Here is a 20,318-nt window from a genome sequence, read left to right as displayed (position 1 = left end):
ATCGTCGTACCGACCGCAGAACACGCGAGAAGCGAGAAGTGGGGTACGGCAACCATGAGCCAGCAGCAGTCGCAGCCGCAGCCGCAGCCGCAGTCACAGGCAACCGACGCGGCGCACAGCCGCCCCGGAGCCCCCGGCCCCACCCCCGCACCGGGCCCCACCGGCGGATCGCGGACCGCACCCGCCGTCCCGGGCTGGGTCACCGGCGGACTCGTCTTCGCGGGTGTGCTGATGCTGGTGAACGGCCTGCTGGCGGTCCTGCAGGGCATCTCCGCGATCGCCGAGGACGACGTCTACGGAACTGTCGGCGACTACGTCTTCGGGATGAGCCTCACGGGCTGGGGCTGGACGCTGCTCGTCCTCGGTGCCGTCGTGGCCGCGGTCGGCTACGGCATCCTCAAGGGGGCCTGGTGGGCGCGGATCACCGGCATCTTCGTGGCGTCGCTGAGCATGGTGCTCCACTTTCTCTTCCTGCCGTACACGCCGGTGTGGTCGGTGATCATGGTCGGCATCGACTTCTTCGTGATCCTGGCCCTGGCCACGGCGCAGGACATCTCGGAGTCGACTAGCGCTTCGACGCGCGACAACGCCTCTGCAGGTCGCTGATCCTGGCCGGGTCCTTGCGGCCGTTCAGCTCGGCCAGCAGGTCGTCGGGGCAGAGTTCGTAGAGGTCGCCCCAGAAACGGCGGCCGTGGTTGTCCCAGATGCGGTAACCGCCGGGGACACCCCTGGCCACGTAACGTCGTCTGCTGCTCAATCCGACCCCTGTCCGGACCCGTGCACGGATTTGCGTAGCCATGCACGTACGTCGTCCGGACAGGGTGACATCACGCAGCCGGTCCCCGCGCCGCAATTTCCCGGCGGCTCAGGCGTGTCCGATACCGCCGCCGCCGAAGGAACCGCTCTTGCCCGGCAGCCACCGCTTGCGGTGCTGGTCCTCGCTGCGCTTGCTGCCCGCGTGGTGCAGCTCGTGCGGCAGGAGCCGTTCCCTGCCCGTCGCGTGCGGCACCTCGTCCGGCTCCCGTATCTCCCGGATCTCATGGACCGCGCCGGTGTCGGGAAGGTGCGGCTGTTCGTCGGCCGTGGGCCGGGGCAGTTCTCGATCACGGACCCGCATGCCGAACTGAACGGCCCAGACCAGGCCGCCGGCGATGAACAGGCCACCCACAAAGGCGGCGATCACGTTGAGTACTTCACTCGACGTGGCCGCTAGTACAAACGTCGTCGTACTCATGCCCCAATTATCACCGAAACGGGCGAATGGGCTCCCTGAGGGGGGCGACCGGATTGTCTACGCGCGTTACGAGCGTTACTCGGCCTGGTCCGACCTCTCACTCACCCCTTCACTCACCCCTTCACCCGCCCCATCCCCCAGCTCCGTGAACAGCGTCAACTGCAGGGCGCCCGGCGCTTCGAGGCGGGAGTTGAGGGAGTTCCAGGGCGTCCGTGTCGGCTCCGCGACGACCTCGGCTCCGGCGGCGGCGAGCCTGGCCGTGACGGCCTTCGAGTCGTCCACCTGGAAGGCGACCCGGATGTGGCCGGCCACCCGTCGGCCGACCTCGACCTCGTCGATGAACTCGGCGTGGTTCGGGTCGGTCAGCTCCAGGGTGGCCCGTCCGGCGTCGAGGATCGTGACCCGGCCGTCGGGCGAGGAGAACGCGCCCCGCTCGGGGAGGCCGAGCTCGTCCCGGTAGAAGCGCAGCGCCTCGTCGTAGTCGGCCGCGGTGACGACCAGGCGGAGTTCGTGGACGCGTACGGGGTGCTGTTCGGCCGGTCCTGCGTCGGACATGTACGGCTCCTCTTCGGGTCTTCGGCATGTCGGTGGTCGTGAGTGGTGAACCCGGGCGCCGGGGCGGGTGATTCCCCGGGAGGGTTTTTCGCCCCCGCCGCCCCTACCCGTCCCGTCCCTGGGGGCTGCCGCCCCCAGCCCCCCGCTTCGGCCCTGAACGGGCCTCGTCAGTGACTTGGCGCAGATGGGCCGGGTCGGTCAGTGGGCCGAGTCGGTCCGGGCCGGGAACGGCAGCTCGGCGACCACCTCGAAACCGCCCTGGGGCCGATGCCCCATACGGATCCGGCCGCCGACGGACCGCGCACGTTCACGCATCCCGATCAGCCCGTAACCACCGCTTGCCGAAAGGGAATCGGCAGGCCGGCCGACCCGACCGCCATTGCTGACGCTCAGCACCAGCCGGTCGTCGCCGTACACCAGCCGCACCTGCGCCGAGCGGTCGTCGGCGTGCTTGGTGACGTTGGTCAGGGCCTCCTGCACGATCCGGTACGCCGTGAGATCCGCACCGGCGGAAAGGGGCCGTGGCACCCCTTCCCTGGTGACCTCCCCTTCCGTGGTGACGGTCACCTTGAGCCCGGCGCCCTGGAAGGAGTCCACGAGCTCGGGGAGCCGGCCGAGCCCGGGGGTGGTGGTCCCCGGCCGGCCCTCCGGTTCGTCGGCGTGGTGCCGGAGCAGTCCGACCGTGGCCTTGAGCTCGCGCAGGGCCGAGTCGGTCGTCCCGGCCAGCTCACCGGTGATCCGCCCGGCCTCCGTCGGGCTGCCGGGCAGCAGCCGGGCCACGGCGCCCGCCTGGATCTTGGCCAGGACGAGGTGATGGGCGACGACGTCGTGCAGATCCCGGGCGATCCGCAGCCGCTCCTCCACGACCCGCCGCCGGGCCTCCTCCTCCCGCGTCCGCTCGGCATCCTCGGCCCGCGCCCGCACGGCTTCGAGATACGCACCCCGCAGCCGCGTCATGGTGCCGAGCGCGGTCGGCAGCAGCAGCCAGGCGGCCGGACCCAGCAGCTTGAGGGACAGGGGTTCGTCGTACGGGTCGAAGACCAGGGTCGTGCCGACCAGCAGGACGATCCCCGCACCGGCGAAGGTGTTGGCGGTACGCCGGTCGCTGCGCAGCGCCAACGTGTACAGCGCGATCATGAACGGCCCGAGCAGCAGCACGGTGAGGAGATAGCCGAGCCCGGCCATCACCAGGGCGCACACCGTCGTCACCAGCGCGGTGCCGCGCGGCCGGGAGTGCCGCCACATCAACGCGAGGCAGGAGACCCCGGCGAGCAGCACCCCGGGCCACCACGCCAGTGCGGGTTCATGGCCCGGGAGCGTGACGACGGTGCCGGGAAGGGAACAGACGAACACGGCGAGGGCGACGCCGGCGTCGACGGTACGGGGGTGACGGCGTAGTCGCCGCTGCACGTTGTCGATCATGGGGGTCCTCATGGGTGCCGTGATGGCACTACCTACGAGTCAAAAGTGACGACGACCTTCTCCGCCGCCCCCGGCGTCATCGCCAGCCCGAACGCCCGCTCCACGTCAGCGAACGGCACCCGATGACTGATCAGCTTCGCGAACCGCTCATGATGCTCGGCGATCTCATCGGTGACCTCGAAGATCTCGGTCGGATACCCCTGGGAGGCGATCAGCGTCAGCTCACTGCGCAGCATGCCCCCGAGATCGATCGCGTCCGACTTCTTCTGCACGGCGACCATGACCAACTTGGCCCCCCACTTCGCGGAGTCCACGGCGGCCTGGAACACGGCGGGCACACCGGCGGCGTCGATGTAGATGTCCGTACCGGCCCGGGCCTGCCCGAGCGCGTTCGCGGCCCGGCCGTGCAGCTCGGTGAGCCGCTCCGTGACGTTCTCCTCCGCCGAGTTGATGACGGCGTCGGCACCGACGGCCAGCGCCGTCTCCAGCCGCTCCGGGATGACGTCGGCGACGACCACGTGCTCGACCCCGCGCAGCTTCAGCCAGATGGTGGCGCCCAGCCCGATGGGCCCGGCGCCGAAGACGACCACCTTGTCGGCGGGGCCCGCCTCGGAGCGGTTGACGCAGTGCCGGGCGACGGCCATCGGCTCGTTGAGGGCGGCGACGTCGAAGGGCACATGGTCGGGGAAGACGGCCAGGTTTCTGCCGACCTCCGCGTCCTCGATGATCAGGTACTCGCTCAGGGCGCCGTGCGCACCGCCGCACCCGATGATCCCGGAGGGCACGCCCTGCGGGTTGACGACCACCCGGTCGCCCACCTTCAGCCCGCTGACCTCGGCACCGACCTCGACGATCTCACCGGCGGGCTCGTGGCCGAGGGGGAGGGAGCGCATCGAGCCGTCGGTGCCGGCGGGTGTGCCGCCGAGGTGCAGGAAGAACGTGTCGGTGCCGCAGATGCCGCAGGCGCGGATCCGCACCAGGGCGTCCTTGGGGCCGGGGTCGGGGCGCTCGACGTCGACGACTTCGATCTCGTTCCTGGCGCCGGTGTGGACGGACCTCATGGTGGCCATGGGAGTGCTCGCTCTCTGTAAGGCTGCCTCATTACTTAACTTAGGCAAGCATGTCTCTGTTACTTAAGTCAAGCAACCATCTGGGGCTGCAAAACTTTGCTTAACTTAGGCAAGTAGCTGCTACGGTGAGCCCATGTCCACACCGTCAGTCGCAGTCGGCCTCGACCACGCAGCGTCGCCCGTCCCGGCGCACATCGTGGAGATCGAGAAGTGCCTCACCCGCGTCACCTACCTGGCGGGCCGGGCGAGACAGCACGAGTACCTGATGGCCGCGGCCGGTCTGGCCCTGGACCGGGCCGCCGTGGCGATCCTGCGCCGCCTCGCCGAGAGCGAGCCGATGCGGCCCGGCGTGCTGGCGGGGCTGATGGCGGTGGAGGCGTCCCATGTCACGCGCCAGATCCAGCAGTTGGAGCGGGTCGGTTATGTGGTCAGGGCCGCGGACCCGCACGACCGTCGGGCCCAGCGCATCGAACTCACCGACGCGGGACGGGCGGCCGTGCACCGCATTCGCGAGGCCGGCCGGGTCGGCATGCACATGGCCCTGGCCGACTGGTCCGACGAGGACCTGCGGCAGCTGGCCCAGCTCTTCCACCGCCTCGTCGACGACTTCGTCACCCACGCCGAAGTACCGGCCGACCTAGGCCCGACCGCCTGAAGACAGCCCCCCACCGCCTGACGACCCGTACCGGCGCTCAGCGCATCCCCCACACGAAGGGTGTCGCCATGAACGCGAACCTCTCGAACCTCCTGGAGAAACCCTCCCTCCCGGAGAAACCCTCCGTCCCGGAGCAGCCCTCGCCCCCGCGCGGGGACGGACAGCGCGTCCTGGTCGTCGCCGACGATCCGGTGGACAGCGAACTGCTCAGCACCACGTTGGAGTTGGCCGGTTACCGGGTCGGAACGGCGGGCACCGGCGCCGAGGGAATGGTGCGGCTGACCGAGCACTGCTTCGACCTGGCGGTGTGGGACGCCGTACTCCTCCCGCACCTCGCGCGGCTGCCCCCCGCCCCGCTGCTCTTCCTCACCACCTGCGACTCGCTCCACCGTCTCGTCCCCGAACTCGGCCCGGGCGAGCAGGACTACGTCACCAAGCCGCTCCGTATCGCCGAGGTCCTGGCCCGGGTGGACGTCCTGCTGCGCCGCCACTGCCGCGAACGCCACGCCGGCCTGCCCCGCTACGGCGACCTGGTCCTGGACGACGCCACCTGCCTGACCCGGCGCGGCACCCGCTCGCTCGACCTCACCCCCGCCGAGTACCGCCTGCTGCGGCATCTGCTCGTCAACGCCGAGTGCGTGCTGTCGAAGGAGCAGATCAGCCGGCATGTCTGGGGGGACTTCCGGGCCAACGAGGCGATCGAGAAACTGGTCTCGCGGCTGCGGCGCAAGGTGGACAGCGATCCGGGGGAGCCGGCGCTGATCCATACGCGGCGGGGGTTCGGGTACTGGCTCGGGGGCGCCGGCTGACATCACGTGCTGTCACGGAAGGAACCAGCCGACTGGCCACACCGGCCGGAGCTGCCCGCGAACGCGGGCGGCGGGGAGTGAGCCACGCCCCGCCGCCCGCCGGGAAGGTCAGCCGCCGTTCTTGCCGAGCAGCTTGTTCATCTCCTCGATCTCGGCGGTCTGGGCGGTGATGACCGCGTCGGCCAGCTCGGTCGCCGGGCCGTACCGGCCCTTCGCCTTCTCGGCCTCGGCCATCTCCACGGCGCCCTCGTGGTGCTCGACCATCATGGTCAGGAACATGGTGTCGAAGTCCTTGCCGGAGGCCTTCGACAGCTTGTCCATGTCCGCCGGGTCCATCATTCCGGCCATGCCGGAGCCGCCCGAGTGACCGGAGTGGTCCATGCCGGGAGTGGCCGACGGCACGTCCTCGCCCCAGGCCTTCAGCCAGCCGGACATGGTCCGGATCTCCGGGTCCTGCGCCTTCTGGACGCGCGCGGCGAGGTCCTTGACCTGTGCCGAGGAGGCGCGGTCGGCGGCCAGTTCGGCCATCTCCAGGGCCTGCTGGTGGTGCGGGATCATGCCCTGGGCGAAGGAGACGTCCTGGTCGTTGTGGGCGCCGGCCGGGGCGTCGGCGGCGGACGCGTCCGCGCTCGCCGACGGCGACTTGTGCGTGCCGGAGGCGCCGTGCCCGCCGTCGTCACCGCCACAGGCGGCGAGGACGAGGGCGGCGGTGGTGGCCGTCGCGGCCAGGGCGGCGCGACGGACCAGGGTACGGGTGCTTGTCATGCTGGTAACTCCTGCGAAGTACGTGACGTGCCGCGGCCTCGCGGGGCGCGGCATGGGCATGGCTGAGCGCCGTACGCCCGTACGCCCCCAGCCGGGGGGGGGACGGGAACGGGGACGGCTCGGCCTTGTCCTACGTCCGCAGGATCTGTAGTTCGGCCAGTGAGGGAGGCGCCCGCCCGCCCTCCGGTGCGGCGGCCACGGAACGGCCGTCGAGATCGCCGGAGACGGCGTTTCCGGCCGGGTCGGGCAGCAGGGCCGGCAGTACGGGTCCCGTGCCGACGGCGCCGGAGGCGCAGGTCGGGTCGGCGTGCTGTGCGTGTCCGCCGCCCGTGGTGCCGCCGTGGCACACGGTCTCGTCGGCCGTGCCCGGCATATGGGTGGCGGCCATGGCACGCGCGTGGGCGTGATGGGACGAGGCGGAGGCGGCGGCGACCGGGTTGCCTGGCCCGAGGGCGTGCATCCCGAACAGCCCGGCGAGCAGCCCGAGCAGCAGAAGCATGCGCCACGGTCCCGTCATCGGGAGCCGAGGCGCACGGTGGTGCTGTGCACGGGCTGTCACGCCCTCATCGTACGTATGCCGTCCCCGGCCGACTCACCAGGTGATCGGTCGCACACATCGCGGCCGGCTCACCAGGTCACCGGCAGCGCGTGGAGGCCGTAGATCACCGCGTCGTGCTTGAAGGGGAGTTCGTCGAGGCCGGCGGCGACGCGCAGGGTGGGCACGCGGCGCAGCACGGTCGGGTAGACGACCTGGAGTTCCATGCGGGCCAGCGGCTGGCCGAGGCAGTGGTGGGTGCCCAGGCCGAACGCCTGGTGGTGGCGGGCGTCGCGGGTGAGGTCCAGGCGGTCGGGGTCGGGGAAGACGGACGGGTCCCGGTTGGCCAGCTCGCCGAGCAGGATCACGCCCTCCCCGGCCCGGATGGTGTGCCCGGCGATCTCGATGTCCTCGAGCGCCGTCCTGCGGCGGCCGAGGTGGACGATGCTGAGGTAGCGCAGCATCTCCTCCACCGCCGAGGCGACCACCTTGGGGTCCTCGGCGTCGCGGACGAGGGCGAGCTGGTCGGGGTGCTGGAGCAGCAGCAGGGTGCCGAGGCTGATCATGTTGGCCGTCGTCTCGTGCCCGCCGAGCAGCAACAGCACGCCCATCGTGGCGGCCTGATGCCGGGTCAGCTCCCCGGCCCCGATCCGCTCGGCCAGCCCGGACAGCAGGTCGTCGCCGGGGTGTGCGAGCTTCTCACCGACCAGGTGGTCGAGGTACCCGTGCAGGTTCAGGTGCGCCGCCTGCCGCTCCTCGGGGGTGACGGCGGAGGAGACGATGGCCTTGCTGTTGGTCTGGAAGAAGTCGTGGTCCGCGTACGGCACCCCGAGCAGCTCCGAGATCACCAGCGACGGCACCGGCAGCGCGAGGGCCTGCACCAGGTCGGCGGGTTTGGGCCCGGCCAGCATGCGGTCGATGAAGTCGTCCACCATCCGCTGCACGGACGGACGCATCGCCTCGATCCGCCGGATGGCGAAGGCCCCGCTCACCATGCGGCGCAACCGGGCGTGCTCCGGGTCGTCCATGCCGACGAAGCTCAGATCGGTGACCGCCTGCTTGCCGCCCGTGTGCGGGACGGGGCTGGGGAAGCCCGGGTTGGAGAAGTCGGCGCTCAGACGGGCGTCACCGAGCAACTGCTTCTGCTCGGCGTGCCCGATCACCGGCACGGGGGTGGGGGAAGTCCGGGGTCTCGGGGGATGCGGCGTCGGTCGTGGGGGTGGGGGGCATGGTGTCGTCTCCCTCGGTCAGGGGTGGGGGGACTGGCGTAATGCGCCGGATGAGGCCGGCGACGGCGACGGGGTGGGGGGAGCCAGGAGCAGGCCGGTGAGGGCGTCGGTCAGGGCGGTGGCGGTCGCGTCCCAGGACGGTGGGGGCGCACCGGTTCCCTCGGCGAGCGTGCGCTCCTGCTCGGCGCAGGTGTGGGTGATCAACAGGCGGGCCATGCGCCCGCGTTCGGCGCGCACCTCGGCGGGCAGGAAGTCGAGGCAGCGGCCGAGGCCGCGCAGGGTGCGCTGAAGGGGTTCCCGTACGAGGGCCTCGTCGGTGACGAGCGCCCGCAGCACGGGGTCGGTCATCACGAACGCGGAGAAGCGAGCGTGCCAGGACGGGACGCCGAGCGAGTCGAGGTACGCGGTGACGGGCCGGACGAGACAGGCCACCCAGTCCCGGACCTCGGGGCCGGCCGACGCGGCCTCCTCGACGTCCATCTCGTCGAGCATCCGCTCCCGTACGTCCTCGATCGCCTCGGCGTTGCGGCGCATGATCGCGCGCACCAGCCCCGACTTGCTGCCGAAGTGGTATCCCACGGCGGCGACGTTTCCCTGCCCCGACGCCTCGCAGATCTGCCGGTTCGACACCGCCGCCAGCCCGTGCTGGGCGTAGAGCCGTTCGGCGGCGGCCATCATGACGTCGCGGGTCTCGGCGGAACGGGCGGCGGAGCGTTCGGTGGAGCGTTCTGTGGGCGGCGGGGCGCTGTCCGTCATGGCGTCCAGCCAAGTTAAATCACGTGACTTAATCAAGCGGAGACGGGTCTCTGGCCGGAAAGGGAGCCGAAGAGTCCGGAACCTGTCGGAGCAGCAGAGAGGCCCGGCTCCAGGAGCCGGGCCTGCTGACTGGTCGCTGTCCTGCTGGTTGTTTTCCTGCGCCGGCTGGTCGTCCTACACGACGGCCTTGTAGCCCTGCCAGCCCGTGGCGATCCGCGTACGGCTGCCGAACGACCCCTTGCCGTTGCCGTTGTTGCGCCAGACGTTGCCCGAGGTGTCCCGGGAGACGAGATCCGCCCGGCCGTCACCGGTGAAGTCGCCGACGCCGACCACCGCGTTGTAGGAGGCACCCCAGTCGTCGAGGACCTTGACGCGCGCCTTGAAGCCGCCCGTGCTCGTGGTGTTCGCCTCGTAGCGCCAGAGCTCGTTGGACTTGTCCTGGGCGAGGAGGTCGCCGCGGCCGTCGCCGTTCAGGTCGCCGGCGCCGATGATCTTCTTGTAGCCGGTCCAGCCAGAGGCGATCTTGACGCGGGCGGACAGCGTTCCGGTGCTGGTGCCCTTGAAGAGGTAGACGTCCCCGGTGGACGTCTGACGCGCGATCAGATCGGGCCGCCGGTCGCCGTTGACGTCGCCGGGCGAGGTCAGGATGTCGTACGCGTTCCAGCCGGAGGTGCCGAGCGAGGTGTACGGCGTCGAGGGCGTCGGCGCGGCGCCGCAGGCCGGGCGGTAGGCGCGCAGGGCGCCGCTGCTCAGCCGGACCAGGACGTCGTTGCAGCGGTCGCCGTCGAGGTCGCCGAACGGCACGAACTTCGCGGTCGTGGACCAGCCGGAGCCGGAGACCTTGCTGCCCAGCGTGCCGGTGCCGGTGCCGCGCTGGATGGTGAGCGTGCCGGAGGAGTTGAGGGTCAGGACGTCACCCACGCCGTCGTTGCCGGCGTGGTCGCGCGGTGCCGCCGACCCGGCCGTCACCTTCACGGTGCCGGTGAGGGAGAGGGCGGCGCCCTGGCCGTCGGCGGGCTGGGCGGTGAGCGTCCAGGTGTAGGTGCCGTTGGCGACGAGGCGGCCCGCGGAGTCCTTGCCGTCCCAGGCGGCCTTCAGCAGACCGCGGGCGGATGAACCGGAGAGGGTGCGGACGGTCGAGCCGGACGCCTTGTCGCGGACGGCGACCGTCCAGGAGGCGACGGGCTTCGACAGCCACCAGGTGCCCGAGAAGCCCGCGGATCCGGCGGTGACCGTGGAGTCGATCGCGGTCGGCGCGGAGGCCGGGACGCCGGTCGGCACGAGGTGGACGCGCTGCTCGGTGTCGGCGTAGGCGACGCCGCCACCGAAGCGGTCCACGGTCCAGCGGGCACCCGGCGTGAGGCTGCCCTGCCCGATGTCGGTCCAGTCCACGAGCTTGCGGGTCGGCAGGTCCGTGTGACTGCCGCTGGACGGCAGCCCGTTGTGCAGGTCGATGAGGGTCAGCCCGCTGTTCGACTGGACACCGTCGACGCGCTGGACGAGGTAGCCGTCGCCGAGCAGGACCCTGCCGTCCGGGGCGGTGGCGGTGCGCTTGGCCGTACGGTCGTACACGCCCGAGCCCTTGACGGTGCCGGAGTTGTCCACACAGGTCCAGTAGACCCAGCGCCCCACGGCCTGGAGATCGGACGGGTTGCAGCCGTTCCGTGTGGTGAACGACTCCACGACGGTGCCGGACGGGAGCCGGGTGGCCGTGACCTTTCCTCCCGTGGCCGCGCCGCTCCACAGGGTGTCGCCCCAGACGGCGGCGGCGACCCGGTCGCGCTTCTGGAGAACCTTCGGCGCTGTCCCGTCGACGGGGAACTCGGCGATGTACTGCCAGCCCGAGGAGGCACCGTCGACGAGCGCGTACCGCCCGGAGAGAGCCTTGAGCTCCGGGGTGCTGTCGCCCGTGTCGAGGACCGGACCCCACGGGACGGTCCCGTTGGTGCGCAGGACGGTCAGACCGGATTCGGAGGCGTTCCGGCGGCCGTGGCGGCCGGTGCCGTCGGCGAGCAGACGGTTGCCGTCGCCTCCGTTGACCAGTCCGTCCACGCTGGTCCTGGCCACGCTCGGAGTGCTGCCCGGGGTGAGCCAGGTGCTGCGATAGGCGCCGACGATCGTGTCCGGCTCGTACAGCGTGCTGTTGTCGGACGTGGTGAGGATGCCGTTGCCGATCGACAGGCCGCGGATCCCCGCGGGCATCGGCTGTACGGCGGTCACCCGGCTGCGGGCGACCGAGCCGTCGGTGCCCCGGGCGATGCGGTACACGCCCCAGTCGAGGTCGCCCTGATCGACGTACTTCTCGGCGCCCGCCACGAGGGCGGAGCCGTCCGGCGCCTGGACGATCTGGTGGGCGGCCGGGTCCATGACCTCGGTCATGCCGGTGTCGGTACCGTCGGAATCGAGGGCCCACAGGGGCTGGCCCCGGTACTTGTTGTTGCCGGGCCACACCGGTTCCACGCCGAGCAGCCTGTCGCCGACGATGCCGTACGTGGCCTCGTGGGTCAGGGACGCCGTGTCGAAGGTACGGGGCGCGGCGGACAGGTCGGCGCGGTCGTACACGTCCGCCTTGCCTCGCCCGGGGCGCAGCCGCAGCACCGATTCGGCGCCCAGCCGGAAGCCGGCCACCTCCCAGCCGTCCGTGGCGTTGACCCGGTCGGGCAGCGGGCTGAACCCGCCACTGGCGAGGTCGACGATGCCCCAGTGGCTGTAGCCGTCCCCGCTGTCGCCGGTGCTGTAGCGGAGGATGACGGACCGCGCGTCGCCGTCCTCGACCTGGATGTCGCCCGCACCGTCCGGGAGTCCGGTGACGGGCGTCTCGGCGACCCCGCCCCCGTCCTGGACGCGCCGCAGCTGGTAGGCGTTCGGGTTTCCGTTGACCCCGCTGGTGCTGGTGAGGACGGTGTCGCCGAAAGTCCCCTGGTAGGTGTGGTACTCGGGCACCGCCACCACGCTCGTACCGCCCGAGGCGCCCGCGCCCTGGAACAGGGTGACCTGGGCGTCCTCCTCGGAGTACAGGGCGACGGTGTCGGAACCGTCCCCGTAGTAGCCGGTCTTGAAGGAGGCGGCCTCCTGGAAGTAGCCGCTGTCGATGTCGTACTGGACGGGGACGTCCAGCCGCTGCTCCAGGGCGGTCGTGGTGCCGGTCGCGTAGTCCGTCCACAGCAGCCGGTCGTCGCCCTCCTGGGCCCAGAGGAACCCGGTGGCACCGGCGTTGAGGATCTGGGTGGCCCGCGGAACGGCACGTGGGGCGGCGGGCAGGACGAGTTCCCCGGCCGCGGCGGCCGCGAGCGGCGAGGGTACCGCGGTGGCGGGCGTCGCGGTGAGCGGCAGGCTGAGGCTGAGCGCCGCCGCGAGTACGGCCGTCTGTGCGGCCGCGGATCTGAGACGTACTGAGCTTGAACCAAGGGCAGGTCTGTGCCGGCGTCGGCCGAGTCGGGCCACCGTTCCTCCTGGGAAGGCAAGAAGAAGGCATGGCGGGACACTCGGCAGCGCTCCGGCTCCTCGCTCGGCCCCCCGGCCGCTCCCCCCACGCGCGTGGAGGGAGAGTAACAGCATGTTCATGACCGGCTGCCGCCGCCTGCCGTGGCACGAGACCTCGGCGGACGACGGCCAAGCCCCCGAACTTTGCCATCTCTTTACAACCCGCCTCACCGCCGCCTCGTCTCTCCGCTCGATCCGTCACTCAGCCCGTCACTGCGGGCGATGTCGGAGGACCCACAAGAGAGCGACGAAAGAGAGCGACTCAATGCGCCGAACTGTCCTCAGCGCCCTGGCCCTCGCATGCACCGCCGTCCTGGCGAGCACCGCGCCCGCCCTCGCCGACGGGACGACCCCGAGCCCCGCCACCACCGCCCCGTCGGCCACCGCCGTCCCGACGCCGGCGGAACCGAGCGCCGAGCCGAGCACCGAGCCGACCCGCACCGCCTCGCCCGTCCCCTCGGCGCCGTCGGAGGCCGAGCCGACGCGGGCGCCGGAGGGCGGCCAGGTCTCCGTCGTACCGTCGGGGGCGCCGAACACCGGAGTTGGGTCGTCCTCCTCGTCGTCCGGCACCGAGGGCGGACTGATCGGAGGCGGTGCCGCCGCGGTGCTCCTCGCCGGGGGCGCGACGGTCTTCGTCGTACGGCGTCGGAGGGCGCACGGGGCATGACGCCGCTGTCCCGGCGCGCATTCGCCACGACGGCCACGGCGGCGATGGCCTCGCTGCTGGTGGGCTGCGGCGGCCAGGAGCAGGAAGCCGGGCAGGGGGCGAGCGCGCACTCCCGGAGAGCGCGGGGCAGGCAGGGGGCGGACGACGGTCCGTCCTCCTCGCCGTCCGCGAACTCGGCCCGCGCGTTGGGGCGTTCGGCTCCGGTCCGGCTGCAGATCCCGGCGATCGACGTCGACACCCCGGTCATACGGCTCGGCCTGGCGGCGGACGGCACGGTGCAGGTCCCGCCGGTCACGGCCCACGACCGCGCGGGCTGGTACCGGCACTCGCCGACGCCGGGTCAGGTCGGCCCGTCGGTCATCCTCGGCCATGTCACGGTGGGCGCCTACGGGGACGGGGTGTTCCGGCACCTCGCCCGGCTGCACCGGGGCGACCGGATCGTGGCGCGCAGGGACGACGGCAGCTCGGCGGAGTTCACGGTGAGCGCCGTACGGACGGTGGCCAAGGCCGACTTTCCGGCGGACGACGTGTACGGGGACGTAGCCCGTCCGGAGCTGCGGCTGATCACGTGCGGGGGGCCGCGTGCCGGGGACGAGTACCGCGACAACGTGATCGTGTTCGCGGGGCTGACGGCCACGACTCCCTGACCACCCGTCCCGCCGCAGTCACGGCACGCACGGATCCCGGGCTTTCGGAACGGCCGCCGGCGGCCCGGCATCTTCCCCCAGGAGTGCGGCGCCAGTTCCTCACGACCATGGAGAGCGTTGAAACGGTCCCGAGACAAGGCAGCGTCCGAGCTGTTCGCCGCCCTGTACCCGCGCCTGGCCGGCTGGTGCCGTCGGCTCGTCGACGACGACGAGACGGCCCACGAGATCGCCTCCGAGGCCTTCACCCGGCTCTGGGCCCGCTGGAGCCGGGTGGAGGAACCTCGCGGCTTCCTCTACGTCACGGCGGCCAACCTGGTCCGGGACCACTGGCGCAAGCTGGAGCGCGAGCGCAAGGCGATGCGCCGGGTCACGGCCGAGGTCGAGGTCAACTCCCGTACGGAACAGGCTGATCCGGCGGATCCGTCCGTACGCCTGCTGGTCCAGTCACTCCCGGAACGCCTCCGGACCCCGATCCTCCTCCACTACTACGCTGACATGCCGATCCGGGAGGTGTCCGTGCTGACCGGACGCAAGGAAGGGACCGTCAAGGCCGATCTCCACGCGGCCCGCGAACTGCTCCGCGCCCATCTGAGGAGAAGCCTTGACCACACGCTTTGACGACGACCCGGACGTCCCTGAGCTCTCCCCCGACGACCCCCTAGCGGTGATCCTGCGCCCTCCGTCCGACCACCTCGCCGCACCGTCCGGCCACTACGAGGCGATCCGCGCCAGGGCGTCCCGTCGCCGCTTCCTGCGTACGGCGGCGGGAGCCGGCGCGGCGGTCGCGGTCGCGGCCCTCATCGCCCTGCCGCTCCACTTCGCCAGGCCCGACGGCGGCCACACGACCCCGACGCCTCCGCTGGCACCCCCGCCGGCGACCAGCCGCACGACACCGCCCGGTCCGTCGCCGACCCCGACCCCGTCGGCGTCGCCCACCGAATCGGTCTCGCCGACACCGACGGTGCCGCCGGCGCCGACGGAGACGGCGGCTCCTTCGGCCGCCACGGGCGACGGGACGCCCACCGAGCCCCGGACGCCGGGGAGTTCGGCGGCTACGGCCGAGCCGTCGTCGGCGCCCACGACGGCACCGTCGACCGCACGGACGTCTGTGCCGACGCCCGCACGGGTGGAAACGGCGCCTACGCGAATCCCGTGAATCCGGCGCGATCCGGAGCGATCCGGCGTTGCGAACGTGTCATCCGCCCAGCACTGCTCCGGGGCGTCAGGACCCCATGTACCGGCAGGCAGGGCAGGACAACCCGAACGCCGTCCACGACCCCACCACCCAGCCTGAATCGGACGCCGAGTCAGAGCTGGTCCCGTCGAAGCTCCATGTAGGTCCGCTCGCCGTGCGCATCCGTGATGTCGATGACGACGCTCTCCCACTCCTCGGCGGGCTCTTCCGGCACCTCCCCCACCCGGTACACGGCTTCGGCCAGCAGTTCCTCGGTGACCTGTACGCCCGTAAGGCGCTCGCTCAGCGCGAAGACAGCCGCCTTGCGATCGACATCGGTGGCCTGGTCACCTGAGGGGTCGAGGCCGAGGTCCGTCATCACGGCGTTCAGGTCATCGGGAGTGCTGCCGGTCCTGACCGACGGCCACTCGAAGGTGGTCCGCAACTCGCCGTTCTCGTACCAGTGGAAGAAGTCCATGGGCTTCCCCCCGTTGCTCGAATGCGAGACGGCACGCGTCCCGGCGGAGAGGGACTCCATGAAGCCGGGCCGCGTTCCCAGGTCACCGCCGACGTCCAGGAGGAGGGCCCAGTCCCCTCCCTCGCCCTGAACGGTGAACGCGCCGGCGATGAAGGACTCGGGCCAGTCGTCGCACTCGTCCACCAACTCCTGGTGCCGCTCGATCAGTTCACCGAGCCCCGCACACTCCTCTGGCGGCTCGGCGTCCGCCCCCGCCATCCTGAGCAACTCGTCCGGCGATACGCCGCGCACCAGCGTCAGGGTGTACCCGATGTCCAGCGCGTACCGGAGCAGGGAGGACGGGGAACGTATCCAGCCGTAGTCAGCTGCGGTGGCCGAGGTCATGCGGTGCATAGTGCCAGGGGGCACTGACACGGGTGCGAGCCACGGCTTGGGACGCATCCCACGCCCGTACGTAACCGCAGGTCGGAAGGGAAGGGATGGTTCCAGGGCGGCGTATCGGGCCGAGGCGCTTGCGGTGGCCGCTGTGACCGGTGATGCTCTCGGTGTCGCACCGCACCGCACCGACCGGGCCCGGACCGACCATCCGCCACCCGCCGGGAGCCGCGACACCTGTTCACGTACGCACCACGCCAGGCCGGCGGCGACCGGAACCGCCCCGCAACCCTGGCGACCACATCGGGGGAGAGCCGGCATGGAAACGATCATCGTCCAGCCGCCCGGTCCGCCGCGGCCGGATGCCGTCGGCGCGGGCAAGCCCGAACTGCTGCACATGGGACCGGGGGACGTGGCCGAGTTCGGGCGCGGGCTGCCCGGTGGCGGGGGAGTCGCCGTCGTCCTGCCCGACCCCGGGATCTCCCGGCGGGCGGGGCGGCTGGAGGCGGCCGAGGACTACTGGCGGCTGTCGAACTTCAGCCGTGACACGGCGTATGTGGTCGAGAACCTGGAGGGGGCCGGCGAGTACATCACCGTCGCGCCCGGGCGGCTCGGAGCGCCGGTGCCCTTCGAGTTCTCCCGGGTCGTCCTGCCCGCGCTGAGCGGGACCGCCGACTTCAAGGTGTTCGCCCCGCAACACGCCTACCTGGACGAACGGTCCGCGCCCGGCGCCGGGGAGCTGACCGTGCACCCCTACGCGCTCGACGCGACGGCGAAGTACTTCCTGGTGCTGGTGGCCCTGTGCGAGCCACGGCTGCGCGACCCCTCGGACAGCGCGCTGCCCGGCGCCGGGGACATCGCGGAGCGGCTGCGCCCGCTGGAGAGCTGCCGGGGCCTGACCCGCTCCGCCGTGAACTACCACATCGACTACCTGGCCTTCGCGAAGCTGCGCCTGGACGTCGGTGACGAGCCCGGTGCGGACGGCAACGCCCGCACCGGCGCCAAGCGCACCCGGCTGGCCTCCCTCGCCCTGCGCTTCGGCTTGGTCCGCGAGGAGCACCTCGCCCTGCTGCCGTCCCGCAGACGGCCCGCACCGCAGGGAACCGGCGCGTGACCTCGCGAGGCGCCGAGGAGGGCGCGGAGGAGATCGCGGAGGCGGGCGCGCGGGAAGGCGCAGGGGCGGGCGTGGAGGAGATCACGGAGGAGGGCACGCAGGAAGGCGCAGAGGCGGGCACGCAGGAAGTTGCGGAGGCTTGCGAGCAGGAGGTCGTAGACGCGGGCGCAGAGGAGGAGCTCGCGTTCACAACGCCGCGTCTGCCCGCGGGTTTCCGTGTCGACGGCTGGCAGCTGGACACGGTCATCGGCTCGGGCGGCTGGGGCACCGTGTACGAGGCGCACGCGGTCGCCGACGGCACGACCGTGGCGGTGAAGGTACTGCCGACCGGCGCCCTGGCACCCAATCAGCGGGCCGCGCTCGGCGAACTGGTCGCGCGCGAGGCGCGGTTCAGCGCCGAGGCGGACCATCCGCACCTCGTACGGACCCACGCCGTGTGCACCGTCGACGCGCCCGACCTGCCCGACCTGCACGGCGCCATCGCGCTCGTCATGGACCGCGCCGAGGCCAGCCTGCGCCAGGTGCTGGACTCCGCCGGCACCGGCAGCCCGGTCCCGGACGCCGTACGGATCCTGCGCGGCGTCGCCGCCGGGCTCGCCCATATGCACGACGCCGGCTGGGTGCACGGCGACCTCAAACCCGCCAACGTCCTGCTCGGCGCGGACGGCGAGGCCCGGCTCGCCGACTTCGGCCTCGCCACCGAACTCGACGGCACCCACGCCCACATGCCGCCGCTCGGCACGCTCGACCACCTGCCCCCCGAGTGGTGGTCCCAGCGCACCGGCGCCGACGGGGCGGTGGTCCGGACGACCGCCGACATCTGGGCCTTCGGCGTCCTCGCCCACCAGGTGCTCACCGGCGGCCTCCACCCGTTCCCCGGCGCCACCGCCCGCGCCCGCTCGCTCGCCGCCCAGGCCTACGCCCGCGGCACCGCACCGCTGCGTCTCGACGCCGGCCTCGACGAGGACTGGCGCCGGATCATCGGGGACTGCCTGGCACCGGACCACCCGGCCCGCCTCCGCCACACCGCCGCGAGCCTCGCGACCCGGATCGGGCAACTGTCCGGCGGCAGACGTGGCCGGCGCCGACTGCTGCCGGTCGCCGCGGTGGCGCTCGCCGGTGTCGCGGCGGCCACTGTCGCCGGGTTCGCGCTGCTCGGCGGCGGAGGCGGAGGGGGCGGTGGTGCCGGGGATGCCGGTGGTGACGCCACCGGGCGCGGTGCACCCGCCGTCGTCACCGGCGCGCAGACTCCGTCGGCCGCCGGGGAGATCCCGGAGGACTCCGACGTACCCGAGGCGCTGCGCCCGGTCATCGTGAGCGCCGCCCGGCGCTGCACCGACGAGGAGGTCACCCCCGCGCTGCTCGCCGCCCTGATCAAGGCGGAGAGCGGCTTCGACGCGAACGCCGCCCGCCCGGCGACCGACGAGTACGGCATCGCCATGTGGACACCGTCGGTGTTCCGGGCCTGGGCGGTGGACGGTGACGGCGACGGAGACAAGGACTACCGCTCGCCACCGGACGCGATCGCCACGATGAGTGTGTACGCGTGCTGGCTCGACCAGCGTTTCAAGCAGGCCCATCTGCCCACGGAGGACCTCCCCGCGCTGATCGCGGCCGGCTACCGCACCAGCGATCGCACGGTCATCGAGGAGGGCGGCGTCCCCGAACGCGTACGGCCGCACGTGGAGGAGGTGCTTCGCTTCCTCGCCGAGTACGAGGGGTGAGGAAGCGGGCGTCGGCCGTCGGCGTTCATCGGTGGCCGGCGTTCAGCACTCCTTGACGTCCGGGATCTTGTTGTCGGGCGAGCTGACGTAGATGTTGGAGATCCAGCCGCCGTACTGGGGCAGATAGGCCCACCAGTCATTGGTGTACGGCGGTACTCGCACCTCCTCCCCCCTCGCCTGGCACCCGATCAACACCTCCGCCCCCGCCGGGAGTTGAGTGATCGGCGATTTACCGGTGGACGGATCCGGACGAACATTCACATGGTCGCTCCACGTGCCGTACCACCACCCCGCCGGCCGTGCGGCCCCCGGCACGTTCAGCGAGCGGGTCAGCCGCCCGATGTCCGTGTACGCCTTCCCGTACGACGTGCCGACCGGCTGCAGCGTGTACACCGCCACGATGGAGCGGTCACCGGCGCCGACGGTTCCCGTGCTGTGCAGCGCGGGACGGGTGAGGTCCACGTCAGCGGCGGCGGCGGCCGGAGCAGGCGCAGTCCCTGTTCCTGTCCCCGTCCCCGCCCCCGAGCCCGCCGTGCGCGAGGCGGCTGCTGTGCCGCACGTGCCCTCCGGATACGACGATCCCGCCCAGCCCTGCTTCACCGCCCACGGCTTCTCGAACGCCCCGGCGATGCCGAAGTGCTGGTCGAAGCGGTCCGAGGCGCAGCGGGTGGACTGGCGCAGGTTGCCCATGACGAAGTCGCGCACAGGGCCCGGCGCCGAGTCCAGGAGGTAGCGGTAGATCGTCACCGTGTCGCGGGCGGAGAGCGAGGTGTAGCCCCAGTAGCCCTCGTACCCGGCGGGCGGCGGTGCGGTGTCCTGCAGACCGAGACGGCCGACCATGCGGTTGATGATCGCCGAGCCGCCGAGCGCCGACCAGTAGTGGTTGGCCGCCTGGTCGTTGCTGCTGCGCAGCATCGGCTCCAGCCGGGCCCGGTCGGCGGCGGGCACGGTGTAGTCGGGGCCCCGGTTCCACAGGAAGTCCAGCGCCAGCAGCAGTTTGACGACGGAGGCGGACCGGAAGCGGGCGCTCGTGTTGAGCTGCTCGGTGAAGGTACCGGTCTGCCGGTCGAAGACGGCGACCCCGGCGGTGACGCCGGCGGGCACCTGGACGGACGCGGCGGCGGCCTGCGCAGCCCGCCCGGATATGGCATCGGCGGAGGCGTTGGCGGCGGCGGACCCCGCCGCGCCGCTGACCAGCAGCAGCGCGGCGGTGGCGGCGGCGAACAGACGGCGCCTCACCGGTAGTGCTCCCTCAGGTGGAGCGAGTTGATCGGGGTGAGGTCGACGTACCAGCCCTCCTGCGGAGGGATGGACTCGTGGCAGTCCGTGTTGATGGACTTGCACAGCTCGACGAGGGCGCCGTCGTACTGGTTGTTGAAGACCCAGTGGTTGCCGTACTGGTTGTAGATGGGGTGGAACCCGTAGGAGTAGAAGATGTGGCTCGGGTTCGGGTTGTTGACGGGGGTCACGTTCTGCGGGTAGATGCAGACGGCGCCGTACGGACAGCCGTCCCATGTGCCGCCCTCGGCCTGGGCCTGGGAGGCGCCGGTCAGGACGGCGGCGGTGGTGAGGGCGAGCGCGGCGACGCCGTGGAGAAGTCTGCGCATGGCTTTCGTGCCTTTCGCG

The 20,318-nt window shown here is 71.9% G+C and carries 21 protein-coding genes and 1 pseudogene; 8 read left to right on the top strand and 14 right to left on the bottom strand.

What is annotated here, in order from left to right; all coding sequences use genetic code 11:
• Nucleotides 1-54: 54 nt before the first annotated feature.
• Complete coding sequence (locus ABD932_RS22035) at nucleotides 55-606, top strand: DUF7144 family membrane protein (RefSeq protein WP_345015246.1); 552 nt, start codon at nucleotides 55-57, stop codon at nucleotides 604-606.
• On the opposite strand, the gene ABD932_RS22030 is transcribed toward ABD932_RS22035, so the two are convergent.
• The 5 genes from ABD932_RS22030 to ABD932_RS22010 form a co-directional block, all read right to left on the bottom strand.
• On the bottom strand, nucleotides 566-799 hold the full coding sequence (locus tag ABD932_RS22030) for a hypothetical protein (RefSeq protein ID WP_425587497.1): 234 nt from the start codon (nucleotides 797-799) through the stop codon (nucleotides 566-568). The two genes, ABD932_RS22035 and ABD932_RS22030, sit on opposite strands and share 41 nt — an antisense overlap.
• A 66-nt stretch (nucleotides 800-865) precedes the next feature.
• Entirely contained in the window at nucleotides 866-1,234 is a 369-nt protein-coding gene (locus ABD932_RS22025) for a DUF6479 family protein (RefSeq protein WP_345015244.1), read from the bottom strand.
• Between the two features lie 75 nt (nucleotides 1,235-1,309).
• Complete coding sequence (locus ABD932_RS22020; protein ID WP_345015243.1) at nucleotides 1,310-1,789, bottom strand: VOC family protein; 480 nt, start codon at nucleotides 1,787-1,789, stop codon at nucleotides 1,310-1,312.
• 198 nt (nucleotides 1,790-1,987) lie between these two features.
• A complete protein-coding gene (locus tag ABD932_RS22015) occupies nucleotides 1,988-3,211 on the bottom strand; it encodes a sensor histidine kinase (protein WP_345015242.1) in 1,224 nt (407 codons plus the stop codon).
• 32 nt (nucleotides 3,212-3,243) lie between these two features.
• A complete protein-coding gene (locus tag ABD932_RS22010) occupies nucleotides 3,244-4,281 on the bottom strand; it encodes a zinc-dependent alcohol dehydrogenase (protein WP_345015241.1) in 1,038 nt (345 codons plus the stop codon).
• Nucleotides 4,282-4,414: 133 nt separating this feature from the next.
• On the opposite strand from ABD932_RS22010, the gene ABD932_RS22005 reads away from it, so the two are divergent.
• Together ABD932_RS22005 and ABD932_RS22000 are read left to right on the top strand one after the other, a co-directional pair.
• A complete protein-coding gene (locus ABD932_RS22005) occupies nucleotides 4,415-4,936 on the top strand; it encodes a MarR family winged helix-turn-helix transcriptional regulator (RefSeq protein ID WP_345015240.1) in 522 nt (173 codons plus the stop codon).
• Between the two features lie 68 nt (nucleotides 4,937-5,004).
• Complete coding sequence (locus ABD932_RS22000; RefSeq protein WP_345015239.1) at nucleotides 5,005-5,745, top strand: response regulator transcription factor; 741 nt, start codon at nucleotides 5,005-5,007, stop codon at nucleotides 5,743-5,745.
• Nucleotides 5,746-5,853: 108 nt separating this feature from the next.
• Here ABD932_RS22000 and ABD932_RS21995 read toward each other — a convergent pair whose 3' ends face one another.
• The 5 genes and pseudogenes from ABD932_RS21995 to ABD932_RS21975 all read right to left on the bottom strand — a co-directional run bounded on the left by ABD932_RS21995 (nucleotide 5,854) and on the right by ABD932_RS21975 (nucleotide 12,474).
• Entirely contained in the window at nucleotides 5,854-6,510 is a 657-nt protein-coding gene (locus ABD932_RS21995; RefSeq protein ID WP_345015238.1) for a DUF305 domain-containing protein, read from the bottom strand.
• Between the two features lie 130 nt (nucleotides 6,511-6,640).
• On the bottom strand, nucleotides 6,641-7,069 hold the full coding sequence (locus ABD932_RS21990; protein WP_345015237.1) for a DUF6153 family protein: 429 nt from the start codon (nucleotides 7,067-7,069) through the stop codon (nucleotides 6,641-6,643).
• Between the two features lie 68 nt (nucleotides 7,070-7,137).
• A pseudogene (locus ABD932_RS21985) lies at nucleotides 7,138-8,220 on the bottom strand (cytochrome P450); the annotation flags it as partial.
• 72 nt (nucleotides 8,221-8,292) lie between these two features.
• Nucleotides 8,293-9,030: a TetR/AcrR family transcriptional regulator gene (locus ABD932_RS21980; RefSeq protein ID WP_345015235.1), complete on the bottom strand. Its 738-nt coding sequence runs from the start codon at nucleotides 9,028-9,030 to the stop codon at nucleotides 8,293-8,295.
• A 174-nt stretch (nucleotides 9,031-9,204) separates the two neighbouring features.
• Nucleotides 9,205-12,474, bottom strand: a complete 3,270-nt coding sequence (locus tag ABD932_RS21975) for an FG-GAP-like repeat-containing protein (protein WP_345015234.1) — start codon at nucleotides 12,472-12,474, stop codon at nucleotides 9,205-9,207.
• 304 nt (nucleotides 12,475-12,778) lie between these two features.
• Between ABD932_RS21975 and ABD932_RS21970 the strand changes: the two genes are divergently transcribed.
• The 3 genes from ABD932_RS21970 (at nucleotide 12,779) to ABD932_RS21960 (ending at nucleotide 14,445) form a co-directional block, all read left to right on the top strand.
• Nucleotides 12,779-13,180, top strand: a complete 402-nt coding sequence (locus tag ABD932_RS21970; RefSeq protein WP_345015233.1) for a sortase-dependent protein — start codon at nucleotides 12,779-12,781, stop codon at nucleotides 13,178-13,180.
• Nucleotides 13,177-13,827, top strand: a complete 651-nt coding sequence (locus ABD932_RS21965) for a class F sortase (protein WP_345015232.1) — start codon at nucleotides 13,177-13,179, stop codon at nucleotides 13,825-13,827. The genes ABD932_RS21970 and ABD932_RS21965 overlap by 4 nt, the downstream gene beginning before the upstream one ends.
• Before the next feature lie 117 nt (nucleotides 13,828-13,944).
• Entirely contained in the window at nucleotides 13,945-14,445 is a 501-nt protein-coding gene (locus ABD932_RS21960) for an RNA polymerase sigma factor (protein WP_345015231.1), read from the top strand.
• Between the two features lie 93 nt (nucleotides 14,446-14,538).
• Here the strand turns inward: ABD932_RS21960 and ABD932_RS21955 are convergent, their stop codons facing one another.
• Nucleotides 14,539-14,907, bottom strand: a complete 369-nt coding sequence (locus ABD932_RS21955) for a hypothetical protein (RefSeq protein WP_345015230.1) — start codon at nucleotides 14,905-14,907, stop codon at nucleotides 14,539-14,541.
• 227 nt (nucleotides 14,908-15,134) lie between these two features.
• The gene (locus tag ABD932_RS21950) at nucleotides 15,135-15,863 is read right to left on the bottom strand and encodes a DUF6461 domain-containing protein (RefSeq protein WP_345015229.1); all 729 of its coding nucleotides are present in this window, start codon (nucleotides 15,861-15,863) and stop codon (nucleotides 15,135-15,137) included.
• Nucleotides 15,864-16,173: 310 nt separating this feature from the next.
• Here ABD932_RS21950 and ABD932_RS21945 point away from each other — a divergent pair, with 310 nt between their 5' ends.
• Together ABD932_RS21945 and ABD932_RS21940 are read left to right on the top strand one after the other, a co-directional pair.
• Nucleotides 16,174-16,968 carry a serine/threonine protein kinase gene (locus ABD932_RS21945; RefSeq protein WP_345015228.1) on the top strand — a complete coding sequence of 265 codons (795 nt, stop codon included), beginning with the start codon at nucleotides 16,174-16,176 and terminating at the stop codon, nucleotides 16,966-16,968.
• Nucleotides 16,965-18,692, top strand: coding sequence for a serine/threonine-protein kinase (locus ABD932_RS21940; protein ID WP_345015227.1), 1,728 nt, complete (start codon nucleotides 16,965-16,967; stop codon nucleotides 18,690-18,692). Before ABD932_RS21945 ends, ABD932_RS21940 begins: the two co-directional genes overlap by 4 nt.
• Before the next feature lie 42 nt (nucleotides 18,693-18,734).
• On the opposite strand, the gene ABD932_RS21935 is transcribed toward ABD932_RS21940, so the two are convergent.
• Both ABD932_RS21935 and ABD932_RS21930 read right to left on the bottom strand, forming a co-directional pair.
• Entirely contained in the window at nucleotides 18,735-19,931 is a 1,197-nt protein-coding gene (locus ABD932_RS21935; protein WP_345015226.1) for a hypothetical protein, read from the bottom strand.
• Nucleotides 19,928-20,299, bottom strand: a complete 372-nt coding sequence (locus tag ABD932_RS21930) for a hypothetical protein (RefSeq protein WP_345015225.1) — start codon at nucleotides 20,297-20,299, stop codon at nucleotides 19,928-19,930. Before ABD932_RS21930 ends, ABD932_RS21935 begins: the two co-directional genes overlap by 4 nt.
• Between the last annotated feature and the right edge of the window lie 19 nt (nucleotides 20,300-20,318).

The organism is Streptomyces shaanxiensis (assembly GCF_039537145.1).
GTDB lineage: Bacteria > Actinomycetota > Actinomycetes > Streptomycetales > Streptomycetaceae > Streptomyces > Streptomyces shaanxiensis.
Note: the sequence above shows the minus strand (reverse complement) of the source record. Positions and strands in the feature narration are given on the sequence as shown.

Excerpts from the sequence above, each read along its gene's own strand:
- ABD932_RS22035 (WP_345015246.1), top strand. The coding sequence starts at position 55 with ATGAGCCAGCAGCAGTCGCAGCCGCAGCCGCAGCCGCAGTCACAGGCA.
- ABD932_RS22030 (WP_425587497.1), bottom strand. The coding sequence starts at position 799 with ATGGCTACGCAAATCCGTGCACGGGTCCGGACAGGGGTCGGATTGAGC.
- ABD932_RS22025 (WP_345015244.1), bottom strand. The coding sequence starts at position 1,234 with ATGAGTACGACGACGTTTGTACTAGCGGCCACGTCGAGTGAAGTACTC.
- ABD932_RS22020 (WP_345015243.1), bottom strand. The coding sequence starts at position 1,789 with ATGTCCGACGCAGGACCGGCCGAACAGCACCCCGTACGCGTCCACGAA.
- ABD932_RS22015 (WP_345015242.1), bottom strand. The coding sequence starts at position 3,211 with ATGATCGACAACGTGCAGCGGCGACTACGCCGTCACCCCCGTACCGTC.
- ABD932_RS22010 (WP_345015241.1), bottom strand. The coding sequence starts at position 4,281 with ATGGCCACCATGAGGTCCGTCCACACCGGCGCCAGGAACGAGATCGAA.
- ABD932_RS22005 (WP_345015240.1), top strand. The coding sequence starts at position 4,415 with ATGTCCACACCGTCAGTCGCAGTCGGCCTCGACCACGCAGCGTCGCCC.
- ABD932_RS22000 (WP_345015239.1), top strand. The coding sequence starts at position 5,005 with ATGAACGCGAACCTCTCGAACCTCCTGGAGAAACCCTCCCTCCCGGAG.
- ABD932_RS21995 (WP_345015238.1), bottom strand. The coding sequence starts at position 6,510 with ATGACAAGCACCCGTACCCTGGTCCGTCGCGCCGCCCTGGCCGCGACG.
- ABD932_RS21980 (WP_345015235.1), bottom strand. The coding sequence starts at position 9,030 with ATGACGGACAGCGCCCCGCCGCCCACAGAACGCTCCACCGAACGCTCC.
- ABD932_RS21970 (WP_345015233.1), top strand. The coding sequence starts at position 12,779 with ATGCGCCGAACTGTCCTCAGCGCCCTGGCCCTCGCATGCACCGCCGTC.
- ABD932_RS21965 (WP_345015232.1), top strand. The coding sequence starts at position 13,177 with ATGACGCCGCTGTCCCGGCGCGCATTCGCCACGACGGCCACGGCGGCG.
- ABD932_RS21950 (WP_345015229.1), bottom strand. The coding sequence starts at position 15,863 with ATGACCTCGGCCACCGCAGCTGACTACGGCTGGATACGTTCCCCGTCC.
- ABD932_RS21945 (WP_345015228.1), top strand. The coding sequence starts at position 16,174 with ATGGAAACGATCATCGTCCAGCCGCCCGGTCCGCCGCGGCCGGATGCC.
- ABD932_RS21930 (WP_345015225.1), bottom strand. The coding sequence starts at position 20,299 with ATGCGCAGACTTCTCCACGGCGTCGCCGCGCTCGCCCTCACCACCGCC.